This window comes from Streptomyces sp. NPDC048560, assembly GCF_040650955.1.
Taxonomy (GTDB): Bacteria; Actinomycetota; Actinomycetes; order Streptomycetales; family Streptomycetaceae; genus Streptomyces.
The window spans coordinates 376850-395664 of sequence record NZ_JBEZIJ010000004.1 but is presented as its reverse complement, the minus strand read 5'-3'; the positions used below and the strand labels follow the sequence as shown (position 1 = coordinate 395664).

14 protein-coding genes are annotated in these 18815 nt (G+C 71.9%); 6 read left to right on the top strand and 8 right to left on the bottom strand.

Features of this window, described 5'->3' with window-relative positions; all coding sequences use genetic code 11:
• Positions 1-3 precede the first annotated feature (3 nt).
• From AB0C82_RS14565 to AB0C82_RS14555, 3 genes are all read right to left on the bottom strand, one after another.
• Complete coding sequence (locus AB0C82_RS14565) at positions 4-3378, bottom strand: AAA family ATPase (protein WP_362840733.1); 3375 nt, start codon at positions 3376-3378, stop codon at positions 4-6.
• Between the two features lie 88 nt (positions 3379-3466).
• Entirely contained in the window at positions 3467-6385 is a 2919-nt protein-coding gene (locus AB0C82_RS14560; protein ID WP_362840730.1) for a VCBS repeat-containing protein, read from the bottom strand.
• Complete coding sequence (locus AB0C82_RS14555) at positions 6385-8943, bottom strand: S8 family serine peptidase (RefSeq protein WP_362840727.1); 2559 nt, start codon at positions 8941-8943, stop codon at positions 6385-6387. The genes AB0C82_RS14560 and AB0C82_RS14555 overlap by 1 nt, the downstream gene beginning before the upstream one ends.
• A 292-nt stretch (positions 8944-9235) precedes the next feature.
• Here AB0C82_RS14555 and AB0C82_RS14550 point away from each other — a divergent pair, with 292 nt between their 5' ends.
• Positions 9236-10630 (top strand): aldehyde dehydrogenase family protein, encoded by a 1395-nt coding sequence (locus tag AB0C82_RS14550; RefSeq protein ID WP_362840724.1) that lies wholly within the window; start codon positions 9236-9238, stop codon positions 10628-10630.
• A 78-nt stretch (positions 10631-10708) separates the two neighbouring features.
• On the top strand, positions 10709-11788 hold the full coding sequence (locus tag AB0C82_RS14545; protein WP_362840721.1) for a Zn-dependent alcohol dehydrogenase: 1080 nt from the start codon (positions 10709-10711) through the stop codon (positions 11786-11788).
• Positions 11789-11847: 59 nt separating this feature from the next.
• On the opposite strand, the gene ppk2 is transcribed toward AB0C82_RS14545, so the two are convergent.
• The 3 genes from ppk2 to AB0C82_RS14530 all read right to left on the bottom strand — a co-directional run bounded on the left by ppk2 (position 11848) and on the right by AB0C82_RS14530 (position 14698).
• Positions 11848-12903, bottom strand: coding sequence for a polyphosphate kinase 2 (gene ppk2, locus AB0C82_RS14540; protein ID WP_362840719.1), 1056 nt, complete (start codon positions 12901-12903; stop codon positions 11848-11850).
• Positions 12869-13858: a DMT family transporter gene (locus AB0C82_RS14535; RefSeq protein ID WP_362840716.1), complete on the bottom strand. Its 990-nt coding sequence runs from the start codon at positions 13856-13858 to the stop codon at positions 12869-12871. The genes ppk2 and AB0C82_RS14535 overlap by 35 nt, the downstream gene beginning before the upstream one ends.
• A 147-nt stretch (positions 13859-14005) precedes the next feature.
• Positions 14006-14698: a TetR family transcriptional regulator gene (locus AB0C82_RS14530; protein ID WP_362840713.1), complete on the bottom strand. Its 693-nt coding sequence runs from the start codon at positions 14696-14698 to the stop codon at positions 14006-14008.
• Between the two features lie 62 nt (positions 14699-14760).
• Here AB0C82_RS14530 and AB0C82_RS14525 point away from each other — a divergent pair, with 62 nt between their 5' ends.
• From AB0C82_RS14525 to AB0C82_RS14515, 3 genes are all read left to right on the top strand, one after another.
• Positions 14761-15930 carry an acyl-CoA dehydrogenase family protein gene (locus AB0C82_RS14525; RefSeq protein ID WP_362840710.1) on the top strand — a complete coding sequence of 390 codons (1170 nt, stop codon included), beginning with the start codon at positions 14761-14763 and terminating at the stop codon, positions 15928-15930.
• 110 nt (positions 15931-16040) lie between these two features.
• The gene (locus AB0C82_RS14520; RefSeq protein ID WP_185301713.1) at positions 16041-16331 is read left to right on the top strand and encodes a YiaA/YiaB family inner membrane protein; all 291 of its coding nucleotides are present in this window, start codon (positions 16041-16043) and stop codon (positions 16329-16331) included.
• Between the two features lie 73 nt (positions 16332-16404).
• A complete protein-coding gene (locus AB0C82_RS14515) occupies positions 16405-17025 on the top strand; it encodes a TetR/AcrR family transcriptional regulator (protein ID WP_362840707.1) in 621 nt (206 codons plus the stop codon).
• Here AB0C82_RS14515 and AB0C82_RS14510 read toward each other — a convergent pair.
• A complete protein-coding gene (locus tag AB0C82_RS14510) occupies positions 17016-17477 on the bottom strand; it encodes a MaoC family dehydratase (RefSeq protein WP_362840704.1) in 462 nt (153 codons plus the stop codon). The genes AB0C82_RS14515 and AB0C82_RS14510 overlap by 10 nt on opposite strands.
• A 119-nt stretch (positions 17478-17596) precedes the next feature.
• Here AB0C82_RS14510 and soxR point away from each other — a divergent pair, with 119 nt between their 5' ends.
• Positions 17597-18088 (top strand): redox-sensitive transcriptional activator SoxR, encoded by a 492-nt coding sequence (gene soxR, locus AB0C82_RS14505; protein WP_362840701.1) that lies wholly within the window; start codon positions 17597-17599, stop codon positions 18086-18088.
• A gap of 57 nt (positions 18089-18145) precedes the next feature.
• On the opposite strand, the gene AB0C82_RS14500 is transcribed toward soxR, so the two are convergent.
• Positions 18146-18757, bottom strand: coding sequence for a hypothetical protein (locus AB0C82_RS14500; RefSeq protein ID WP_362840698.1), 612 nt, complete (start codon positions 18755-18757; stop codon positions 18146-18148).
• Between the last annotated feature and the right edge of the window lie 58 nt (positions 18758-18815).

Here is an 18815-nt window from a genome sequence, read left to right as displayed (position 1 = left end):
AGTTCAAGCGCCGGACGGGCCTGGGCCGGCCGGCGCCGGAGTGTGTGGCAGGTTGCGGGCGCGGGTCACCCGCGATGCTCCGGCTGGGTAGGGGAGCCGCGCGGCCAGGGTTTCCGCTCGCGTGAACTCCGCCTCCGCTGCCCCCGCGTGGCCCAGTGCGGCGAGCGCCGCCGCGTGGACCGTGCGGGCCTCGGTCTCGGAGAGGCGCTCGCCCGTGAGTTCCGCCCGCGCCGTCTCCTCGGCCGCCCGCGCCGCCGCGCGCTCGGAGCGGCCGGTGAGGAGCTCCGCCCACGCCACCAGATGGGCGGCGCCGGGGCCCGTGTCGTCGGCGAGCAGGGACAGCGTCTCCGTGGGGCGGCCGTCGCGCACCAGCAGTTCGGCGTGTGCGGTCCGCACCTCGTGCATCGCCTGCTGGTCGGCCTGCGCCCCGGCCACCTGCCTGGCCCGCGCCAGCAGTTCGAAGGCGCCCGCCTCGCCGGTCCTGACGCGGACCCGGGCCAGCGCGGCGAGGGCGTACGGCGTGCACCACTCGTCGCGCTCGCCCGTCTCCCGTACCGCCGCCTCCGCGTGCTCGCGTGCCGCGTCGAACTCCATCAGCAACAGGTGCAGTTCGGCCAGATTGGCGCGCTCGAAGGCGACGGCCGTCGGGTCCCCGGTGTGCTCGGCGAGCCGCAGTGCCCGCTGCCCGGTCGCGACCGCCTCGGCCAGCCGGCCCGATCGGCGGGCGTGCTCCCGGAGCACCGAGAGGATGGTGACGAGCAGCTCCTGATCGCCGTACGCCTCCGCGTGCGGCAGCGCCAGATCGGCTGCCGGCCGTGCCTCGGCCAGCCGTCCGGCCAGCCCCAGCGATGTGGCCTGGAGTCCCAGCGCCCGGGCCAGCAGCCCGCGCCGCCCGCTACCGGGAATGGCGTCGGCTGCCAGCTGGGCGGTGCATGCCGAGGCGTGCGCCTCCTCGTACCGTCCGATCACGAACTGGAGCATCCCCGCGGCCAGGTGATGGGTGGCGGTGGTGAGGGGCGGGGTCTGCGGCAGCGGCGGGTAGGCGCGCAGCAGTTCCTCGCCCTCGTCCGTCGAGCGGTACTTCGCCAGGACTTCGGTCAGACGGGCGGCGGCGAGCACCTGCCCGTCCCGGTCGCCCCGCCGGACCATGTCGTCCAGCGCCTCGCGCAGCACCTCGGCAGCTTCCCGGTAGCGGGCCATCCGGCGCAGTACGGCGCCCCTGTCGATCCGGGCCATCGCCGCGTCCGCCGCCAGCGCGTCGAGCCTGGCCGTCAGTTCGGCGTAGTAGCGGTCCGCCGTGTCATTGGCGCAGACGGCGGCTGCCCGCTCGGCGGCCTGCCGCAGGTACTGGGTCGCCCGAGGGTCGTCGGCGCGCGTCAGGTGCGAGGCCAGGGTGTCGACCGCGTCGGGCCTGCGGCGCAGGACCGCTTCCGCGTACGCGGAGTGCAGCTGTCTGCGTCGGGCGGCGGACAGCCCGTCGTAGCAGGTCAGGCGGACCAGTGGATGCCGGAAGACGAGCCCGGGCAGGGGCTGTCCGCCGACCACCACGGGCCGCTCCTCCACCACCGAGGCCAGAACCGCGGCGTCCACCGCGTCCGTCGCCTCGGCGGCGGAGAGCGGCGGGTGCAGCCCGTGGCCGGCGACATCCATCACCTCTGACAGCGCGGCGCCCCCGCCCGCAACCGATATCGCCTCGACCACGCGCCGGGCCGCGGGCCCGAGCCTGGCCAGCCGTGCCGCGACCAGCTGGCGCACACCCTCGGGGGCGCTTAGCCCGGCCGGATCGGTGCCCTCGTCGACGGTACGGGCAAGTTCCAGGGCGAACAGGGGGTTGCCGAGCGACAGTTCCCAGACCCGGTCGAGGCCGGTCCGGGCACCCGCGTCCTCGGCGACCGACAGGCACTCCGCGCGCCCGAGCCGTCCCAACTCAACCGACTGCGCGAGTCCTTGGCGTACCAGGGTGTCCAGGGCTGTGCGCCGGGGGTCCGCGCCGTCAAGCTCCTCCGCGCGGTAGGTCACGGTGAACCGCCAGCTCGCCCCCGTGGTCGCCGCACGCCGGGCGAGATGGCTCAGCAGCTGGTACGAGCCGGTGTCGGCGGCGTGCAGATCGTCCAGCACGAGCAGGACGGGAGCGGTCGCCGCGAGATCGCCCAGCAGCCCGGCCGCGGCGCGGAACAACCGGTCGCGCTCTTCCTCCGGGCTGCGTTCCGCCCCTGCCCCGATCTGCCCCAACGAGGGCAGCAGCGAGGCAAGTTCGGGGTACTCGGCCCCGATCCTGGCCCGCTCGACGGGCGGCCGGTCGGCGAGCCAGGCGTCCAGGGCCTCCACGAAGACGCCGTACGGGGTGTGCCCCTCGGCGTCGTGGCCGGCGCCCCACAGCACGGTCGTCCCGGCCTCGGCCGCCCGCCGGGCCGCCTCCGCGGTGAGCCGTGTCTTGCCCACCCCGGCCTCGCCGCCGATCAGCCGCACGGGCGGCCCGTCGGTCGCGAGCAGCATGTCCAGCTCGTCCGCCCTGCCCCGCAGCGGCGGACCGGGCGGGGTGCGGATCGGGGCGGGCAGCACGGGGGCGGCCACGGCGGGGAGCACGGACGACGCGGCGTCCAGCGCGAGCAGATGCAGTCGCTCGGTGGCGGGACCGGGGCGTACCCCGAGTTCGGCGTCGAGCGACTCCCGGCACAGGTGGTACTGACGCACGGCCTGCCTGCGCAGCCCCTGGTGCAGGTATGCGCCGATCAGGACCCGGTGCGCGCGCTCCTCCGCGGGCGCGGTGGCCAGGGCGCGCAGCGCCACCTCGGTGGCAAGCTCCGACTCGCCCTCCGCGAGATGGGCCTCGGCGAGTGCCAGCCGGACCCGGTCGCGCAGCGCGGACAGCTCCTCGCGCCGTGCCTCGGCCCACGGGGCGTACCGGTCCTCCGGCAACAGCTCACCGGTGAACGCGGCGAGAGCGGTGGCCAGCGAGGTGGCCGACCCGCCGGCCAGCGCACGCACGGCAAGGGACTCGGCCACATCGGCGTCGATCACCACGGTGTGCGGGTCGAGCCGCAGCAGGGTGCCCTCGCCGGTCAGATAGGACGAGGAGGAGCGGGGCGCCAGCTCCGGTTCGATGGCGCGGCGGGCGGCGTGCAGGGCGACCCGCAGGCTGCCGAGCGCCGCCTGGGCGTCGGCGTCCGGCCAGCAGATCTCCATGGCCTGCTCACGGTGGAGGCTGTGGCCGGGGGAGACGGCGAGGAGCTTGACGAGGGCGCGGGCGCTGGGCCGCGGCCATTTGTCGGCGAGCGCGGGACCGCCGTCGCGTATTACTCGGAATCCGCCGAAAAGGTGCAGGCGCAGGAGCGGAGGATCGGCCTGTGTGCCGTTTTCCGTCTGCTCTGCGTCCATAAGGGCGCCACTGTAACCCGCTCGTCCGGACAGGCCGAAAGCCCCCGGACAGGAAGGAGTCCGAGGGCCTTCGGCGGGGTGAGCCGGATCAGGAGAGCGTGTTCACCGTCATCTGGGAGAGGGCGGTGAACTGGTTCAGGTACCGGCCGCCGAGGAGCTCGGTCGTCCGGTCGAAACCGGTCTCGTCGAAACCGAGATTCACGACCTCGTCGACGCCGTCACCGTCCAGGTCGCCGGAGAAGTACTCCCTGGCTCCCGTGTAGGTGTTGGAGCCGATGCTCGCCGGGTAGTTCGTGCCTGCCGTCAGCACGGCCGGCTCCCAGAGGAATACACCGCTCTGGGCGCCCCCGACGAGCAGGCGACGTCCGCCGGGCCCGGTGAGGAAGCCGCCGGTCTCCACCGTCGGCAGTGTGAAGGTGGTGTAGTCCTGACCGCCGGCGGCGAAAGTCCGCATGCTGGCCGTGCCCGCGAGCATCAGCCCCTCGGGTCCGGTGAAGTAGTTCCCGACGCCCCAGGGGCCACCGGCGGTGGCCTGGTGGAGGACCTCACCCGTGCGGCTGTCGCGGATCTCCACAACGGCACGCAGGGTGCCGGCGTCCGGAGTGCCGGACGCGGTGGTGGAGGTCGTCGCGAGCCACGTGTAGACGACGGCGTGACCGTCGGCGTAAGGGATCTCCGGCGAGGTGAAGACGCTCCGGTTCAGAGCGGCCCCGTACACCTTGCCGTCCACGCTCGCGGCCGGGGCCTTCGGGCCCGCCGTCCAGCGCACGGTGCCCTTCGCCGCGTCAAGGGCCACGCCGTCGGCCGCGGGCGCCTCCATGCCGAGCGAGCCGGCACTGGAGTACTGCGCGTAGACGCGCCCCTCGCCGACAGCCGTGTCCGCGAACACCACGGACCCGGCGCTCCCGGGAGCCGCGTACGTCCACAGCGCCGAGCCGTCGCCGCGATAGGCCCGCAGCTTGTCCGTCGGCACCAGGATGTCGGCGCGCCTGTCGCCGTCGAGATCGGCGGCCGTCACGGACCGGACGAACTGTCCTTCGCCGTCGATATGGGCGAGGGTCCTGCCGGAGAGCCCGTCGAAGACGGAGACCGCGCTGTCGGCGGCCACCACGAAGTCGTCGTGGCCGTCGCCGTTGACGTCACCCTTCTCGATCCGGTGCACCTGCCCCGCCGCGGTGGCCTTCCACAGCAGCTTGGGCTTGCCCGCGGTCAGGGAGGGACCCGAGTAGGCCCACACGCCGTTGGACTTGCCGCCGACGACGAGGTCCTTCTTCTTGTCGCCGTCGATGTCGGCCGACTGCGCGGAGGACAGGTCGCCCTGGAGCGGCACGATCCTCTGCTGCTTGCCGTTGCCGAACGCGTAGGTGCGGACGTTCTGGTCCTGGTCGACCGTGCGCACATGCTTTCCGGCCGAGTCGCCGTAGACCTGGCTGAACAGCGGCGAGGCACCGAGGCCCTTCACCTGCCAGCGCACCTCCCCGTTGCCGGAGAACACGGTGAGGGAGCCGTAGCGCCCCGCCCCGGGGTTGCTCGCGCTGTCCATCGCGGCGTCGTCCTGGGCCGACGTCACCAGACTCCCGTCGACGACCTCCAGGTTCCAGACGCTCGGCCCGTCGTGGCCGTTCCCCGCGTCGCGCTTCACGGTCGAGGACCACCGCACGCTGCCGGGGTCCGTGCCGTCGACGACCCGCACCGTGTTGGCGTTGATCCACAGCGTCGGGCTGAGCGTCGACTCGCTGACCACGTACTCGGGCTTCCGGTCGCCCCCGAGCTCACCGATCGTCATGTCGGTGGGTACGGCGTTGATCCGGGTGTCGAGCGTTGTGCGCTTCCCCTCGGCCAGGGAGTAGGAGGCCAGCTCGTACTTCATGCCGTCGGTGGGGTCGGACTGCTCCAGGGCGACGAGCCTCCCTCGTGCGGAGTCCAGGTGCAGCTGGCGCGAGTAGAGAGAGGTGTCCGCCTCCCACTTCACGGAGCCGTCCTCGGTGTCGAACACGAGGGTGCGGGCCCGGCTCACCGCGGTCGCGGACGTCTTGCGCACGTTGTACGAGGCCGCGACGAGCCCGCCGCCGAGGTCCTCCAGGGAGCCCCAGGCCGTACCGGCGCGCAGACCCGTGTCGTACGACCAGGTGGCGGAAGGCGTCAGCTTCCCGTCGGCGTACGAGAAGCGGGTGCCCGACAGTGTGGCGGTGGAGGCCGCCGGGGAGTTGAGGTTGTAGTACGGCGCGTCCGCGACGACCAGCGTCCTGCCGACGAGCTTCACGTTGTAGGCGTACGCGTACAGCTTCGACCAGAGCGTCCGGCCGGTCTTCCCGTCGAGGACCGTGACGAACGTGCCGTTGGCCAGCGTGGAGCCGGGAGAGGTGAAGGGGCGGTACGGGGCCACGCCCACGCTCGCCGAGAACACCACGTCGTCCACGCCGTCGCCGGTCAGGTCGCCGGTCACGTAGCCCTGGTCGGAGGCGGGCGTGAACGGGCTCACGGCGTTGTAGCCCATCACGATGCGCGCCGGGTACGGCTCGGTCTGCCAGGGACGGGAGTTCTTGACGCCCCAGTCCGCGTAGAGCGAGGCGTTGTCGCGCCGCCACAGGGCGGTGCCGTCGGCCTTGCTGCGCTGGACACTGCCGAGGCTGTGCAGGGTGAAGTAGTCGCCGTCGCGGCCGACGGGAGCCGTGGCGGCCAGCCCGCGCACACCCTCCAGCGTCGACTTGGGCGAGATGGTGACAGCGGCGTCGGTTCCGGCGTCGAGGTGCGAGCCCGAGCCCTCCTGCGCGGCGTCGGTGGCCGGGCCGGCGGTCGCGCCCTGCGGGTCGATCGTCTCGCGGTCGGCGTCCGCGTAGGCGTTCAGCTGGGCGTGGGCCTCCAACTGTTCGGCCTGGCTGTCGGTGAGGACGAGCAGACCGTTGCCGTCGTCGGCGGCCAGCGCGGGCGGGGCGGCGCTCAGCGCCAGACCGGCCGCGACCAGCGCGGAGGCGAGCCGGAGTGCCCGCCGGGAGTTGCTTCTCATCACTTGGTCCCCTGCGCGATGCGGATGGCGGACCGGTCCTTGAGGACCGGCTCGTCGAAGGAGTACTGGAGGGCGTCGGTGCCGGCCTGGTTCTCGATGCCGACGGTCGCGCTCGCGCCGTTCTCCGGCGAGGTGGCGGCGAGGCCCTGGTACTGGAGGGTGACGGAGCCGGTGGCCTCGTCGAAGACGGCCTCGAAGGAGATACGGGCCGAGGTGTTGCCGGAGAAGGAGGCGTTGTTCCAGACGACCGCGAAGGTGCGGCTGCCGATGCTGCCCGAGACCGCCGTCTGCACGCTGGACTTCTTGTCCAGGACCAGGTCGTCCCAGAAGACCGCGACCGTGCCGTCCGGCTTGCCGGCCGAGGGGAGCGCCGTGTTCTCGTAGTCGCCGAGCCGCGGCGCGAGGAAGTTGATCAGGCCGTTGGTGGTGATCGAGGCGCTGGAGTACGGGACTCCGTACAGCTTCACCGGGAACGGCAGCGCGATCGTCCTCGCGTCCTCGTCGCCGCTGAGCGCGACCTTGCTGCTGCCGCTGATCCAGGAGTACGCGGCAGGGGCGCAGCTGTTGCCGGCGCCGTCGGCGCGGTTCGGCAGAGCCGCCCTGACCGTCTCGTCGCCGTCGACCGCGACGGTGGTGCCGAAGACCCCGTTGCACAGGACGGGAGCGGTGGGCGTCGCCGTCAGCGAGTAGGAACCCTCGGCGACCGAGGGGAAGCGGAAGACGCCGTTCGCGTCGCTGGTGACGGTGTCGAGAGGCGCGTCGGTGAAGCGCACCGTGGCGCCCGCCAGCGGCTTGCCCGTGACGTCCAGGACGGTGCCGGAGACCGCGTGCACCGGGACGGCGTCGAGCGCGAGGTCCTGGGTGACGTGCGCACCGGTGGAGACGGCGAAGTCCCGCACGGTGCCTGCCGCGTAGCCGTAACCGGTGGCGGTCAGGGTGTACGTGTCCGCGTTCAGGTTCAGCTGGTACGTGCCGTCGGCGGCCGTGGTCACCGAGCGCCGTGCGGTGCCCGCCTGGGCCTGGACCGTCACGCCGGAGAGCGGCTTGCCGGTGGCCTTGTCGGTGACCGTGCCGGTCACGGTGGCCGCGCTGCGCGGGGCGGAGTCGACCGAGGCGAGGATGTCGAGCTTGCCCTCGCCCCAGACGTTGTTCATGTCGGCCGAGCCACCGCAGTGGGTGTCGTCGACGTCGATCGCGCCGTCGTTCAGGATCGCCCGGGTCTCGTCGATCCTGCCGATGAGAGAGGGGGCGGCGGACCAGAGCAGGGCGACGGCCGCCGCGACGTGCGGGGTCGCCATCGACGTACCGTTGATGGCCTTGTACGTGCTGCCGGGCCACGTCGAGCGGATGTTGACGCCCGGTGCGGAGATGTTCGGCTTGGCGGAACCGTCGACCAGCGAGGGTCCGAAGCCGGAGAACCCGGCGATCTTCCCGTTCACGTCGTACGCGCCGACACCGTACGCCGGGGCCTGGGAGCCCGGGGCGTGCGCGGTCGAGCAGGTCGTGCCGTTGCCGTCGTTGCCCGCGGCGAACGCCTCGAAGATCCCGGCCGCGTTCCACGCCTCGACGATGTCCTGGTAGAAGGTCGTGTCACCGCCGCCCCAGGAGTTGTTGACGATGTCGGGCGCCAGCTCCGGCTTCGGGTTCAGCCCGTTGTGGTCGGTGGGCGCGAGGATCCACTGACCTGAGGCCAGCAGCGCGGAGTCCGAGCAGCTGCTGGACTCGCAGCCCTTGGCGGCGATCCACTTCGCACCGGGGGCGACACCGACACCGTCGGCGCCGACCATGGTGCCCATGGTGTGGGTGCCGTGGCCGTTGTTGTCGCACGGGTTCCCGGAGGTGCCGCACTGGCCCGTGGGGTCGTACCAGTTGTAGTCGTGGCTGAAGGTGCCGTCACCCAGACTGCCCCGGTAGTTGCCCACCAGAGCCGGGTGGTCGTACTGCACACCCGAGTCGACGTTCGCGATGACGATGCCCTCGCCGCGGTCGTCGTACCGGGACCAGACCTGGTCCGCCTTGACGTCCTTGATGCCCCACTCGGGGTCGGCGGCGCTGCTCGGCGTCGCACCGGCGACGGCCGTCTGCTCCACCTCGTCGAGCTTGTAGGTGCGCTCCTGGCGGATGCTCGCCACATCACCGCGCGCGGCGAGTTCGGCGACGAGCTGCTCGTCGCCGGTCACCTTGACGGCGTTGGCGATCCAGAAGGGCTCGTAGCCGACCTTCGCCTTGTCCAGGTAGGACCGGATCGAGGCCTGGCTGCGGGCCGCTTCCTTGCGCAGCGAGGAGAAGGCGGACGTCGCCTTGTCCTCGTGGGTGCGCTTCTCACGCGCGGCGGTGAGATCCGCCCGCGCCTTGAGCGTGACGAAGAAGGTCGACTCCTCGCCGTTCCCGACGGTGTCGAGGACGGCGGAGTCGACCTTCGCGGTGGCGGACCCGGTGACGGGGCCGGTGGCCGGCTGGGCGAGGGCGGGGGCAGTGCCGGTGAGGACGGCTGCCGCCGTGATCGCGGCCGCCGCCCACGCGGCGTTTCTGCGCCGGGGGGATCGGGGCAGATGCATGGGAGTGCTCCTCCATGGGGTGGTACGGGGGAGCCCGGTCCGTGCCCGGAACCACGGGGGAAGTCCGGACACGGAGGGCTGATCCGGGACGCTAGGAGGTGGCCGTTACTGGGGAATTACCGGACCCCGGGGCCGACGGACGGTGAACGGCCCCCTGGCCCGGCGGGGCCGGGAGTGACGGGCGTCTCCGGCAGGTCCCTGGCGCCGAAAAACTAACGGCGCTAGTTTGGGGTCGGACGGCGGCCGCACGGACGACTTCGGCGGTACGCGGAGCGAACCCGGGAGGAAACCCATGAAGGCCCATGACGGGATGTACATCGGCGGCCAGTGGCGCCCGGCCGAGGGTCCGGACACGATCGCGGTCGTGAATCCGGCGGACGAGCAGGTCATCGGCCATGTCCCGGCGGGCACGGCGGCGGACGTCGACGCCGCGGTACGCGCCGCACGCGCGGCGTTCCCCGCCTGGGCCGCCACCCCGCCCGCCGAGCGCGCCGCGCGGATCGCCGCCCTGCGCGACGTCCTGGCCGCGCGGAAGGACGAGATCGCCGAGACCGTGACCGCCGAACTCGGCGCCCCGCCCGCCCTCTCACAGGCGGTGCACGCGGGAGTGCCCGTCATGGTCGCCGGTTCGTACGCCGAGCTGGCCGCGACGTACTCCTTCGAGGAGAAGCTGGGCAACTCCACCGTGCTGCTGGAGCCGGTCGGTGTCGTCGGCGCGATCACCCCCTGGAACTACCCGCTCCACCAGATCGTCGCCAAGGTGGCCCCCGCGCTCGCCGCGGGCTGCACGGTCGTCCTCAAGCCCGCCGAGGACACTCCGCTCACCGCCCAGCTCTTCGCCGAGGCCACCGAGGAGGCCGGGCTGCCCGCCGGAGTCTTCAACCTGGTCACCGGTCTCGGCCCGGTCGCCGGTCAGGCGCTCGCCGAGCACCAGGGCGTCGACCTGGTCTCGTTCACCGGCTCCACGGCCGTCGGCCGGCGCATCGGCGCGACGGCGGGCGCCGCGGTCAAGCGCGTCGCCCTGGAGCTCGGCGGCAAGTCGGCCAACGTGATCCTGCCCGGCGCCGACCTCGCCAAGGCGGTCAACGTGGGTGTCGCCAACGTGATGTCCAACTCCGGCCAGACGTGCAGCGCGTGGACCCGGATGCTCGTCGACGGAGAGCGGTACGAGGAGGCCGTAGCCCTCGCCGCGGCAGCGGTCGCCAAGTACGTCCCCGGCGAGCGGGTCGGCCCCCTCGTCAACGCCAAGCAGCAGGAGCGGGTGCTGGGGTACATCGAGAAGGGCATCGAGGAGGGCGCCAGGCTCGTCGCCGGCGGCCCCGAGGCGCCGCACGCGACGGGCTACTACGTGAGCCCCACCGTGTTCGCCGACGTCACCACCGAGATGACCATCGCCCAGGAGGAGATCTTCGGCCCGGTCCTCTCGATCCTGAGGTACGAGGACGTCGACGACGCCCTCCGCATCGCCAACGACACCGTGTACGGACTCGCCGGAGCCGTCTGGGCCGCCGACGACGCCGAGGCCGTGGCCTTCGCCCGCCGGCTGGACACCGGGCAGGTCGACATCAACGGCGGCAGGTTCAACCCGCTGGCCCCCTTCGGCGGCTACAAGCAGTCCGGCGTGGGCCGCGAACTGGGCCCGCACGGCCTCGCCGAGTACCTCCAGACCAAGTCCCTGCAGTTCTGAGCAGCACCCTCCGACCTGCCTTCCGCACCTCCGTACCCTCCGTACCTTCCGCACCCTCCGATACCGAGGAGCCTGTTCGTGGTCCGCGCCGCTGTACTGCCCGCCGTCGGAGCTCCGCTGGAGATCACCGACATCGAACTCCCTGAGCCCGGCCCCGGCCAGGTGCGGGTACGCCTCGCCGCCGCCGGGGTCTGTCACTCCGATCTGTCCCTCACCAACGGCACCATGCGGCTTCCCGTACCCGCCGTCCTCGGCCACGAGGGCGCCGGAACGGTCGTCACCGTCGGCGAGGGCGTCACGCACGTGGCTCCCGGCGACGACGTCGTCCTCAACTGGGCGCCCGCCTGCGGCAACTGCTACCACTGCGGGATCGGCGAGGTCTGGCTCTGCGCCGACGCGCTGAAGGGCGCGGCGAACATCCACGCCCGCACCGCGGACGGCACGGAGCTCCACCCGGGCCTGAACGTGGCGGCCTTCGCGGAGGAGACCGTCGTCGCCGCCAACTGCGTCCTGCCGTCCCCGGCGGGGATCCCGCTCACCGACGCGGCCCTGCTGGGCTGCGCGGTCCTCACCGGTTACGGGGCGATCCACCACGCAGCCCGGGTGCGTACGGGCGAGAGCGTCGTCGTGTACGGGATCGGCGGCGTCGGCCTCGCCGTGCTCCAGGCCGCCCGGATCGCCGGCGCGTCGAAGATCATCGCCGTGGACGTCTCGCCGGACAAGGAGGAGCTGGCCCGCCTGGCCGGCGCCACGGACTACGTCATCGCGTCCGACCGGACGGCGAGGGCGATCCGCGGTCTCACCGGCGGCCAGGGCGCGGATGTCGCGGTGGAGTGCGTCGGCCGCCCCGCCACCATCCGCGCCGCCTGGGAATCCACCCGCCGCGGCGGCCGCACCACGGTCGTCGGCATCGGCGGCAAGGACCAGGAGGTGACCTTCAACGCGCTGGAGATCTTCCACTGGGGCCGGTCGCTGACCGGTTGCGTGTACGGGAACAGCGACCCGGAACGCGATCTGCCCGTCCTCGCCGACCACATCCGCGCGGGCCGTTTCGACCTCTCGATGATGGTCACGGAACGGATCGCCCTGGACGGCATCCCGGCCGCCTTCGACAACATGATCGCGGGCAAGGGCGGCCGGGCCCTCGTGATCTTCTAGGGCTCCGCGCCCCTCGCCCGGACCGAGCCGAACCCGGCGGGCCCGGCGCGGTCCGGGGCTCAGGTCCCTTCCCGAACCGCCGCCAGTCCGGGAGTGAGCAGCCGGGCGTCCATCTCGCCCTGCTCGAAGAGCCGGGACGCCGGACCCACTATCAGTGGGTCCGGCACCCCGATCGCCGACGTGTCCTTGCCGGGGTAGTCGAAGCGGTCCAGCACGTGCCGCATCGCCTCCAGCCTGGCCCGCTTCTTGTCGTTGCTCTTCACCACCGTCCACGGGGAGTCCGCCGTGTCCGTGTGGAAGAGCATCAGTTCCTTCGCCTCGGTGTAGGCGTCCCACTTGTCCAGTGACGAGAGGTCGACCGGGCTCAGCTTCCACCGGCGCACCGGATCGATCTGCCGGATCATGAACCGGTTGCGCTGCTCCTCACGGGAGACCGAGAACCAGAACTTCACAAGGTGGATGCCGTCGCGGGCGAGCATCCGCTCGAAGTCGGGTGCCTGGTGCATGAACTCCAGGTATTCGCGGGTGGTGCAGAACCCCATCACCCGCTCGACGCCCGCCCGGTTGTACCAGGAGCGGTCGAACAGCACGATCTCGCCCGCGCTCGGCAGATGTGCCACGTAGCGCTGGAAGTACCACTGGGTCCGTTCGCGTTCCGTGGGCTTCTCCAGTGCCACCACCCGCGCGCCCCGGGGATTGAGGTGCTCGGTGAACCGCTTGATCGTGCCGCCCTTGCCCGCCGCGTCACGGCCCTCGAAGAGGATCACCAGCCGTTCGTCGCGCTCCTTGACCCAGTGCTGGAGCTTCAGCAGCTCGATCTGCAGGGTCCGCTTGGCCTTCTCGTAGTCCCGCCGGGCCAGCTTGGACTCGTACGGATAGTCCTCGCGCCAGGCGTCCCTGGCGTGCCCGTCGGGAGTCACCAGTACGGGGTCGTCGTCGCCGGTCTCGGCGACGTGGAAGTGGTCGAGGTACGGGCCGCCGTACCGCGCCGCCCGGGCTTCGGGGCCCAGCTCGGAGGAGCCCTTCCCGGCCCTGTCCTGCTTCCGCTTGCCGTTGCTGTCATTGCGGCCGTCGCTGCCGTTACGGCCGTTCCGCTTGCTCGCGCTCCGCGTCATGACGAGGTCCTTCCACCGGCATCGCCGGATGCGTCGGCTTGACGCCAGTCTGCGGACGCATCCGGGAGACCGCCACCCCGGCCAGGCACAGCAGACCGCCGCCGATGGTCAGCAGGGCGGGTACCTCGTCGAGGAACAGCCACGCCATGAGCACCACGAGCGCGGGCACCGCGTAGGTCGTCGCACCCATCCGCCCCGCGGTGGTGCGGGCCAGGGCGTAGGCCCAGGTGGTGAAGGCCAGCGCGGTCGGGAAGACACCGAGGTACACCATGTTCAGGGTGGCCGACAGGGGAGCGTCGGCGGCCTCGGAGACCAGCACGCCGGAGAACGGCAGACAGGCGACCGTGCCGATCAGGCAGCCGAACGTCGTCACCTGCAGGGCGGTGCCGTGCCGCAGGGCGGGCTTCTGGCTCACCACACCCGCCGCGTACGCCACGGCGGCGAGCAGGCAGAGCAGCACCCCGAGCACCGAGGATCCGCCCTTCCCCGACATGGAGAGGCCGACGACCGCGGCGCCCGTGAACGACACCCCCATGCCCACCAGCAGCCGGCGCGGGAGTCCTTCCTGCAGCATCCGGGCACCGAGCAGCGCGATCAGGATCGGTCCGATGTTGACCACCATCGCGGCGGTCCCCGCGTCGACCTCCTGCTCGCCCCAGTTGAGCGCCACCATGTAGAGCCCGAACCAGAGCAGGCCCGACGCGACGATCCCGGGCCACGCGGCCCGGGACGGCAGCCCCTCACGGCGTACGAGACAGATCGCGCCCAGCACCAGCGTGCCCGCGAGCAGCCGGCCGAGCGCCAGCGCGCCGGGCGAGTACGCCTCGCCCGCGCTGCGGATGGAGACGAAGGCGGAAGCCCAGAGCAGCACCGTGGTGCAGGCCGCGGCAGGAGCGCGCCAGTCACCCGCCGACGGGGCGTGGCCGGCGTGCGGCGCGGTCGGTGTCGTAGTCATGGGCTCGACGGTAAGGCCCGGACGCTGCGGCGCCTACCGAATAGTCGCCGCCCCGATACCGAGAGGTCCGGCCGGACGCCCGTTCCCCGTCCGGCGTCGCGCCCCTAGCGATCCGGGTTCCGTACGTGCCATGCGGACCAGGACGCGTCAGCCGCTGTTCGGCGGGTGCCGGACCGTGCCCGTCCCGGCCGCCGTCCTGCCGGGACCCAACTGTTCGTACTGGAGGGCGAGGCCGTCCAGCAGCGCCCGCAGACCGGTCTCGAAGGCGCCCTCGTCGACCTGCTGCCGGCGGTCGGCGAGCAGGTGCGCCTGGCCCAGGTGCGGATAGTCGGTCGGGTCGTACGCCGTCTCGTCGTCGACGAAGCCGCGGGCGAAGGAACCGAGGGCCGAGCCCGTCACGAAGTACCGCGTCAGCGCGCCGATGTACGTCGCCTGGGCGGGCGGCCAGCCCGCGCGGACCATGCCGCCGAAGGCGGCGTCGGCGACCCGCAGGCCCGCCGGGCGGCGGCCGGGGCCCTGCGCGAGCACGGGGACGATGTGCGGGTGCGCGGCGAGGGCCGCCCGGTAGGAGACGGCCCAGTCGTGCAGCGCGGTGGCCCAGTCGCGGGGGTCGGACTCGTCGAACATCGACAGGTCGACCTGCGCGGAGACGCTGTCGGCCACCGCGTCGAGGATCTCGTCCTTGTTGCGGAAGTGGTTGTAGAGCGAGGGCCCGCTGACGCCGAGTTCCGCGGCGAGGCGTCGGGTGGACACGGCGCCGAGCCCCTCGGAGTCCACGAGGGCGCTCGCGGCTTCGATGATGCGTTCTCTGCTGAGGAGGGGCTTGCGCGGTCGGGCCATGCGGCACATAGTAGGGCTGCCAGCAGAAACTAGCAGTGCTAATTAAAATGGAGTGGCACAGGATGAACCTGGAGCTGAGCGAGGAGCAGGAAGCGGTCAGGCGGCTTGCCTTGGACTTCGTGGCGCGCGAGATAACCCCGCACGTCGTCGAGTGGGACCGGGCGGAGAACGTCGACAGGTCGATCGTGAAGAAGCTGGGCGCCCTCGGCTTCCTCGGGCTCACCGTCCCGGAGGAGTACGGCGGCTCGGGCGGCGACCACCTGACGTACTGCCTCGTCACCGAGGAGCTCGGACGCGGCGACTCCTCGGTGCGCGGCATCGTCTCCGTCTCGCTCGGCCTGGTCGCCAAGACCATCGCCTCCTGGGGCGACGAGGAGCAGAAGCGGCGCTGGCTGCCGCGCCTCACCTCCGGCGAGGCGATCGGCTGCTTCGGTCTCACCGAGCCCGGCACGGGCTCCGACGCGGGGAACCTCGTGACGCGGGCCGTCGCCGACGAAGGCGCGCCCGGGAGCGGGGGAGGCTACGTCATCAACGGCACCAAGATGTTCATCACCAACGGCACCTGGGCCGATGTTGTGCTCCTCTTCGCCCGCACCGACGACACCCCTGGTCACAGGGGCGTCTCCGCCTTCCTCGTCCCCACCGACACCCCCGGGCTGACCCGGCGCACCATCCACGGCAAGCTCGGCCTGCGCGGCCAGGCCACGGCCGAGCTGGTCCTGGAGGACGTCCGGGTGCCCGCCTCGGCGCTCCTGGGCCCGGAGGGCAAGGGCTTCTCGATCGCCATGAGCGCGCTGGCCAAGGGCCGGATGTCGGTCGCCGCGGGCTGTGTCGGCATCGCCCAGGCCGCCCTGGACGCGGCCGTGCGCTACGCCGGTGAGCGCGAGCAGTTCGGCAGGCCCATCGCGGGCTACCAGCTGGTCCAGGAACTGATCAGCGACATCTCCGTGGACGTGGACGCGGCCCGGATGCTGACCTGGCGGGTCGCCGACCTCGTCGACCGCGGCCAGGACTTCGCCACCGCCGCGTCCACGGCCAAGCTCTTCGCCTCCGAGGCGGCGGTCCGGGCGGCCAACAACGCCCTCCAGGTCTTCGGCGGTTACGGCTACATCGACGAGTACCCCGTGGGGAAGCTGGTCAGGGACGCCCGGGTGATGACCCTCTACGAGGGCACCAGCCAGATCCAGAAGCTGATCATCGGCCGCGCCCTGACGGGCGTCTCCGCCTTCTGACCGCCCCGGAGCCTCCGCGGTCGGCAGCGCCTCACTCGAACGGCCGTCTGAGTATCCGGCTGAGTATCCGGACCGATGTGGCGCTCGGCGCGGCCCCCGAGACTGGGCGCATGAGTGAGACAGCATCGGTAAAGCAGCAGGGCACCGCGGCCTTCTACGGACAGGCCGTCGCCTCCTTCGGGGTGGCGATGGGTTCGGTGGCCCTCGGAATCTTCTTCCTGGACGCGGACGGCTGGGTGCGGGGCTTCCTGGCCATCGGCGTCCTCTACCTCGTCACCTCGTGCTTCACTCTGGCCAAGGTCATCAGGGACCGCCAGGAGGCGGGTCAGCTGGTCAGCCGGGTCGACCAGGCGCGGCTGGAGAAGATCCTCGCCGAGCACGACCCGTTCCAGAAGCTCTGACGCACCAGACCCTAAGCGCTTGCTCAGGATCGGGGTATGGTGTGCGTCCTGCCGATGGAAGGGGCGAGTGACGATGAGCACGGCGGAGGACACCGGCAACGACACGCCGTGGAGCGAGGTCACGCCCGAGGCCGCACGGCGACTTCTCGTCGCCGCCGTCGAAGCCTTTGCCGAGCGCGGGTACCACGCGACGACCACCCGTGACATCGCCGGCCGGGCGGGCATGAGCCCGGCCGCCCTCTACATCCACTACAAGACCAAGGAAGAGCTGCTCCACCGGATCAGCAGGATCGGTCACGACCGGGCCCTGGCTCTCCTGGAGGCGGAGGCCGGCAGTGACGGCTCGGCGGCGCGGCGGCTCGCCGGCGCCGTACGGTCCTTCGTCCGGTGGCACGCCGAGCGGTACACGACGGCGCGCGTCGTGCAGTACGAACTCGACGCGCTCACCGATGAGCACCGCACCGAGATCATCGAGCTGCGCAGGCAGAGCGACGCCGTGGTGCGCCGGATCATCACCGAAGGTGTCGAGGCGGGGGAGTTCGACGTCCCCGACGTCCCCGGCACCACGCTCGCGGTGCTGTCCCTCTGCATCGACGTGGCGCGCTGGTTCAACGCCCAGGGCAGCCGGACGCCCGACGAGGTCGGCGCGCTCTACGCCGACCTCGTCCTGCGGATGGTCGCGGCTCAGAAGTAGTAGCGGGACACCGACTCGGCGACACAGGCCGGCTTGTCCCCGCCCTCGCGCTCGATGGTGACCACCGCCGTGACCTGCACGCCGCCGCCCGCCTCCTCGACGCTCTTGAGCACGGCGGTGGCGCGCAGCCGTGAGCCCACCGGGACGGTCGAGGGGAAGCGCACCTTGTTGCTGCCGTAGTTGATGCCCATCTTCATGCCCTCGACGCGCATGATCTGCGGGACGAGCGCGGGCAGGAGCGAGAGCGTCAGGTAACCGTGCGCGATCGTCGTACCGAAGGGTCCGGCCGCCGCGCGCTCGGGGTCCACGTGAATCCACTGGTGGTCACCGGTGGCGTCGGCGAAGAGGTCGATCCGCTTCTGGTCGATCTCCAGCCACTCGCTGTGGCCCAGCTCCTCGCCCACTCCGTCGCGCAACTCCTGTGCGGACGTGAAGATCTTCGGCTCTGCCATGTTCCTGGTCCCTGCCTTCCGGCTCTGTGCCCTGGACGCGCCACCTGATGTCTAAGCGCTTGCTCAGCATCCTTGGGTGAGTGCTGTCCTGTCAACGGAGGACCAGTAGGGTTCGAGAGGTGCCACAGATCCCGCAGACACTCCACGAACTCACGGTCGGCCAGCTCTCCGCGCGTAGCGGAGCCGCCGTCTCGGCCCTGCACTTCTACGAGGCCAAGGGCCTGATCACCAGCCGGCGCACCAGCGGAAACCAGCGCCGCTACACCAGGGACGCACTGCGTCGCGTCGCGTTCGTGCGTGCGGCCCAGCGTGTCGGCATCCCGCTGGCCACCATCCGGGACGCGCTCGCGGAACTGCCCGAGGAGCGCACCCCCAACCGTGACGACTGGGCACGGCTCTCCGAGGCGTGGCGTACCGAACTGGACGAGCGCATCAAGCAGTTGGGTCAGCTGCGCGACCACCTCACCGACTGCATCGGCTGCGGCTGCCTCTCGCTGGAATCCTGTGTGCTCTCCAACCCGAACGACATCTCCGGTGAGCGGATGACGGGCTCGCGCCTGATGCCCGAGCGCAGGAAGCCGGGCTCGTCCGCGAGTGAGGGCTGCGAGTAGGGGCCGCTGCCACTCCCGGGGGCCTGTCGCGCCGGACGCCGCAGGAGCGGCCGCGTGTCAGGCCGCCGACGCGAGATCGCGCAGACGTATCTTCCGGGCCTTCGCCAGCGCCCCGGGCGTCAGCACGTGCTGCGGCACCAGGATCCCGCAGCCGCTGCACACGGGGCCCGACCACGGCTCGTGCTCACGTTCCTGCTGCCAGGCGATGCCGTGTGCGGCACAGACGGGACAGGCGGTCCCCGGCTCCGAGCCCAGGGCGGAGATCAGCCGCCCGAGGACGTCCGCGAGCGGCGCCGACGGGTGGACTCCCGGGTCCTCGCAGCGCGCGATCCCGTTGCCGCCCCAGGTCCGCCGGTGCCAGTCGTCGAAGGAGGCCGGGCGGCGCAGCCCGTCGCGCTTCTCCCGCCGCCGCCGCTCGGCGAACCCCGACTCGTACGCGAGCCAGACGGCCCGCGCCTCCTCCAGCTCCTTCAGTGCGCCCACCAGGCGCGCCGGGTCGGGATCCCGGTCCTCGGGCTCGATCCCGTGCCGGGCGCACAGATGGTCCCAGGTCGCGCGGTGACCGTAGGGGGCGAATCTTTCCAGGCACTTACGGAGTGAGTACCTCCGCAATGCCAGATCGCCCCGCGGATCGCGGACCTGTCTCGCAAGACTCCGGAAACCGGCCATGTCACTGCCACCTCCGTCGCTCGTACTTCGGCGTCACCCATTGGGACGTACGGCTGCC

Coding starts and splice junctions, on each gene's coding strand:
- AB0C82_RS14515 (WP_362840707.1), top strand. CDS start 16,405: ATGAGCACGGCGGAGGACACCGGCAACGACACGCCGTGGAGCGAGGTC.
- AB0C82_RS14555 (WP_362840727.1), bottom strand. CDS start 8,943: ATGCATCTGCCCCGATCCCCCCGGCGCAGAAACGCCGCGTGGGCGGCG.
- AB0C82_RS14510 (WP_362840704.1), bottom strand. CDS start 17,477: ATGGCAGAGCCGAAGATCTTCACGTCCGCACAGGAGTTGCGCGACGGA.
- ppk2 (WP_362840719.1), bottom strand. CDS start 12,903: ATGACGCGGAGCGCGAGCAAGCGGAACGGCCGTAACGGCAGCGACGGC.
- AB0C82_RS14520 (WP_185301713.1), top strand. CDS start 16,041: ATGAGTGAGACAGCATCGGTAAAGCAGCAGGGCACCGCGGCCTTCTAC.
- AB0C82_RS14535 (WP_362840716.1), bottom strand. CDS start 13,858: ATGACTACGACACCGACCGCGCCGCACGCCGGCCACGCCCCGTCGGCG.
- AB0C82_RS14530 (WP_362840713.1), bottom strand. CDS start 14,698: ATGGCCCGACCGCGCAAGCCCCTCCTCAGCAGAGAACGCATCATCGAA.
- AB0C82_RS14550 (WP_362840724.1), top strand. CDS start 9,236: ATGAAGGCCCATGACGGGATGTACATCGGCGGCCAGTGGCGCCCGGCC.
- AB0C82_RS14565 (WP_362840733.1), bottom strand. CDS start 3,378: ATGGACGCAGAGCAGACGGAAAACGGCACACAGGCCGATCCTCCGCTC.
- AB0C82_RS14500 (WP_362840698.1), bottom strand. CDS start 18,757: ATGGCCGGTTTCCGGAGTCTTGCGAGACAGGTCCGCGATCCGCGGGGC.
- AB0C82_RS14525 (WP_362840710.1), top strand. CDS start 14,761: ATGAACCTGGAGCTGAGCGAGGAGCAGGAAGCGGTCAGGCGGCTTGCC.
- AB0C82_RS14560 (WP_362840730.1), bottom strand. CDS start 6,385: ATGAGAAGCAACTCCCGGCGGGCACTCCGGCTCGCCTCCGCGCTGGTC.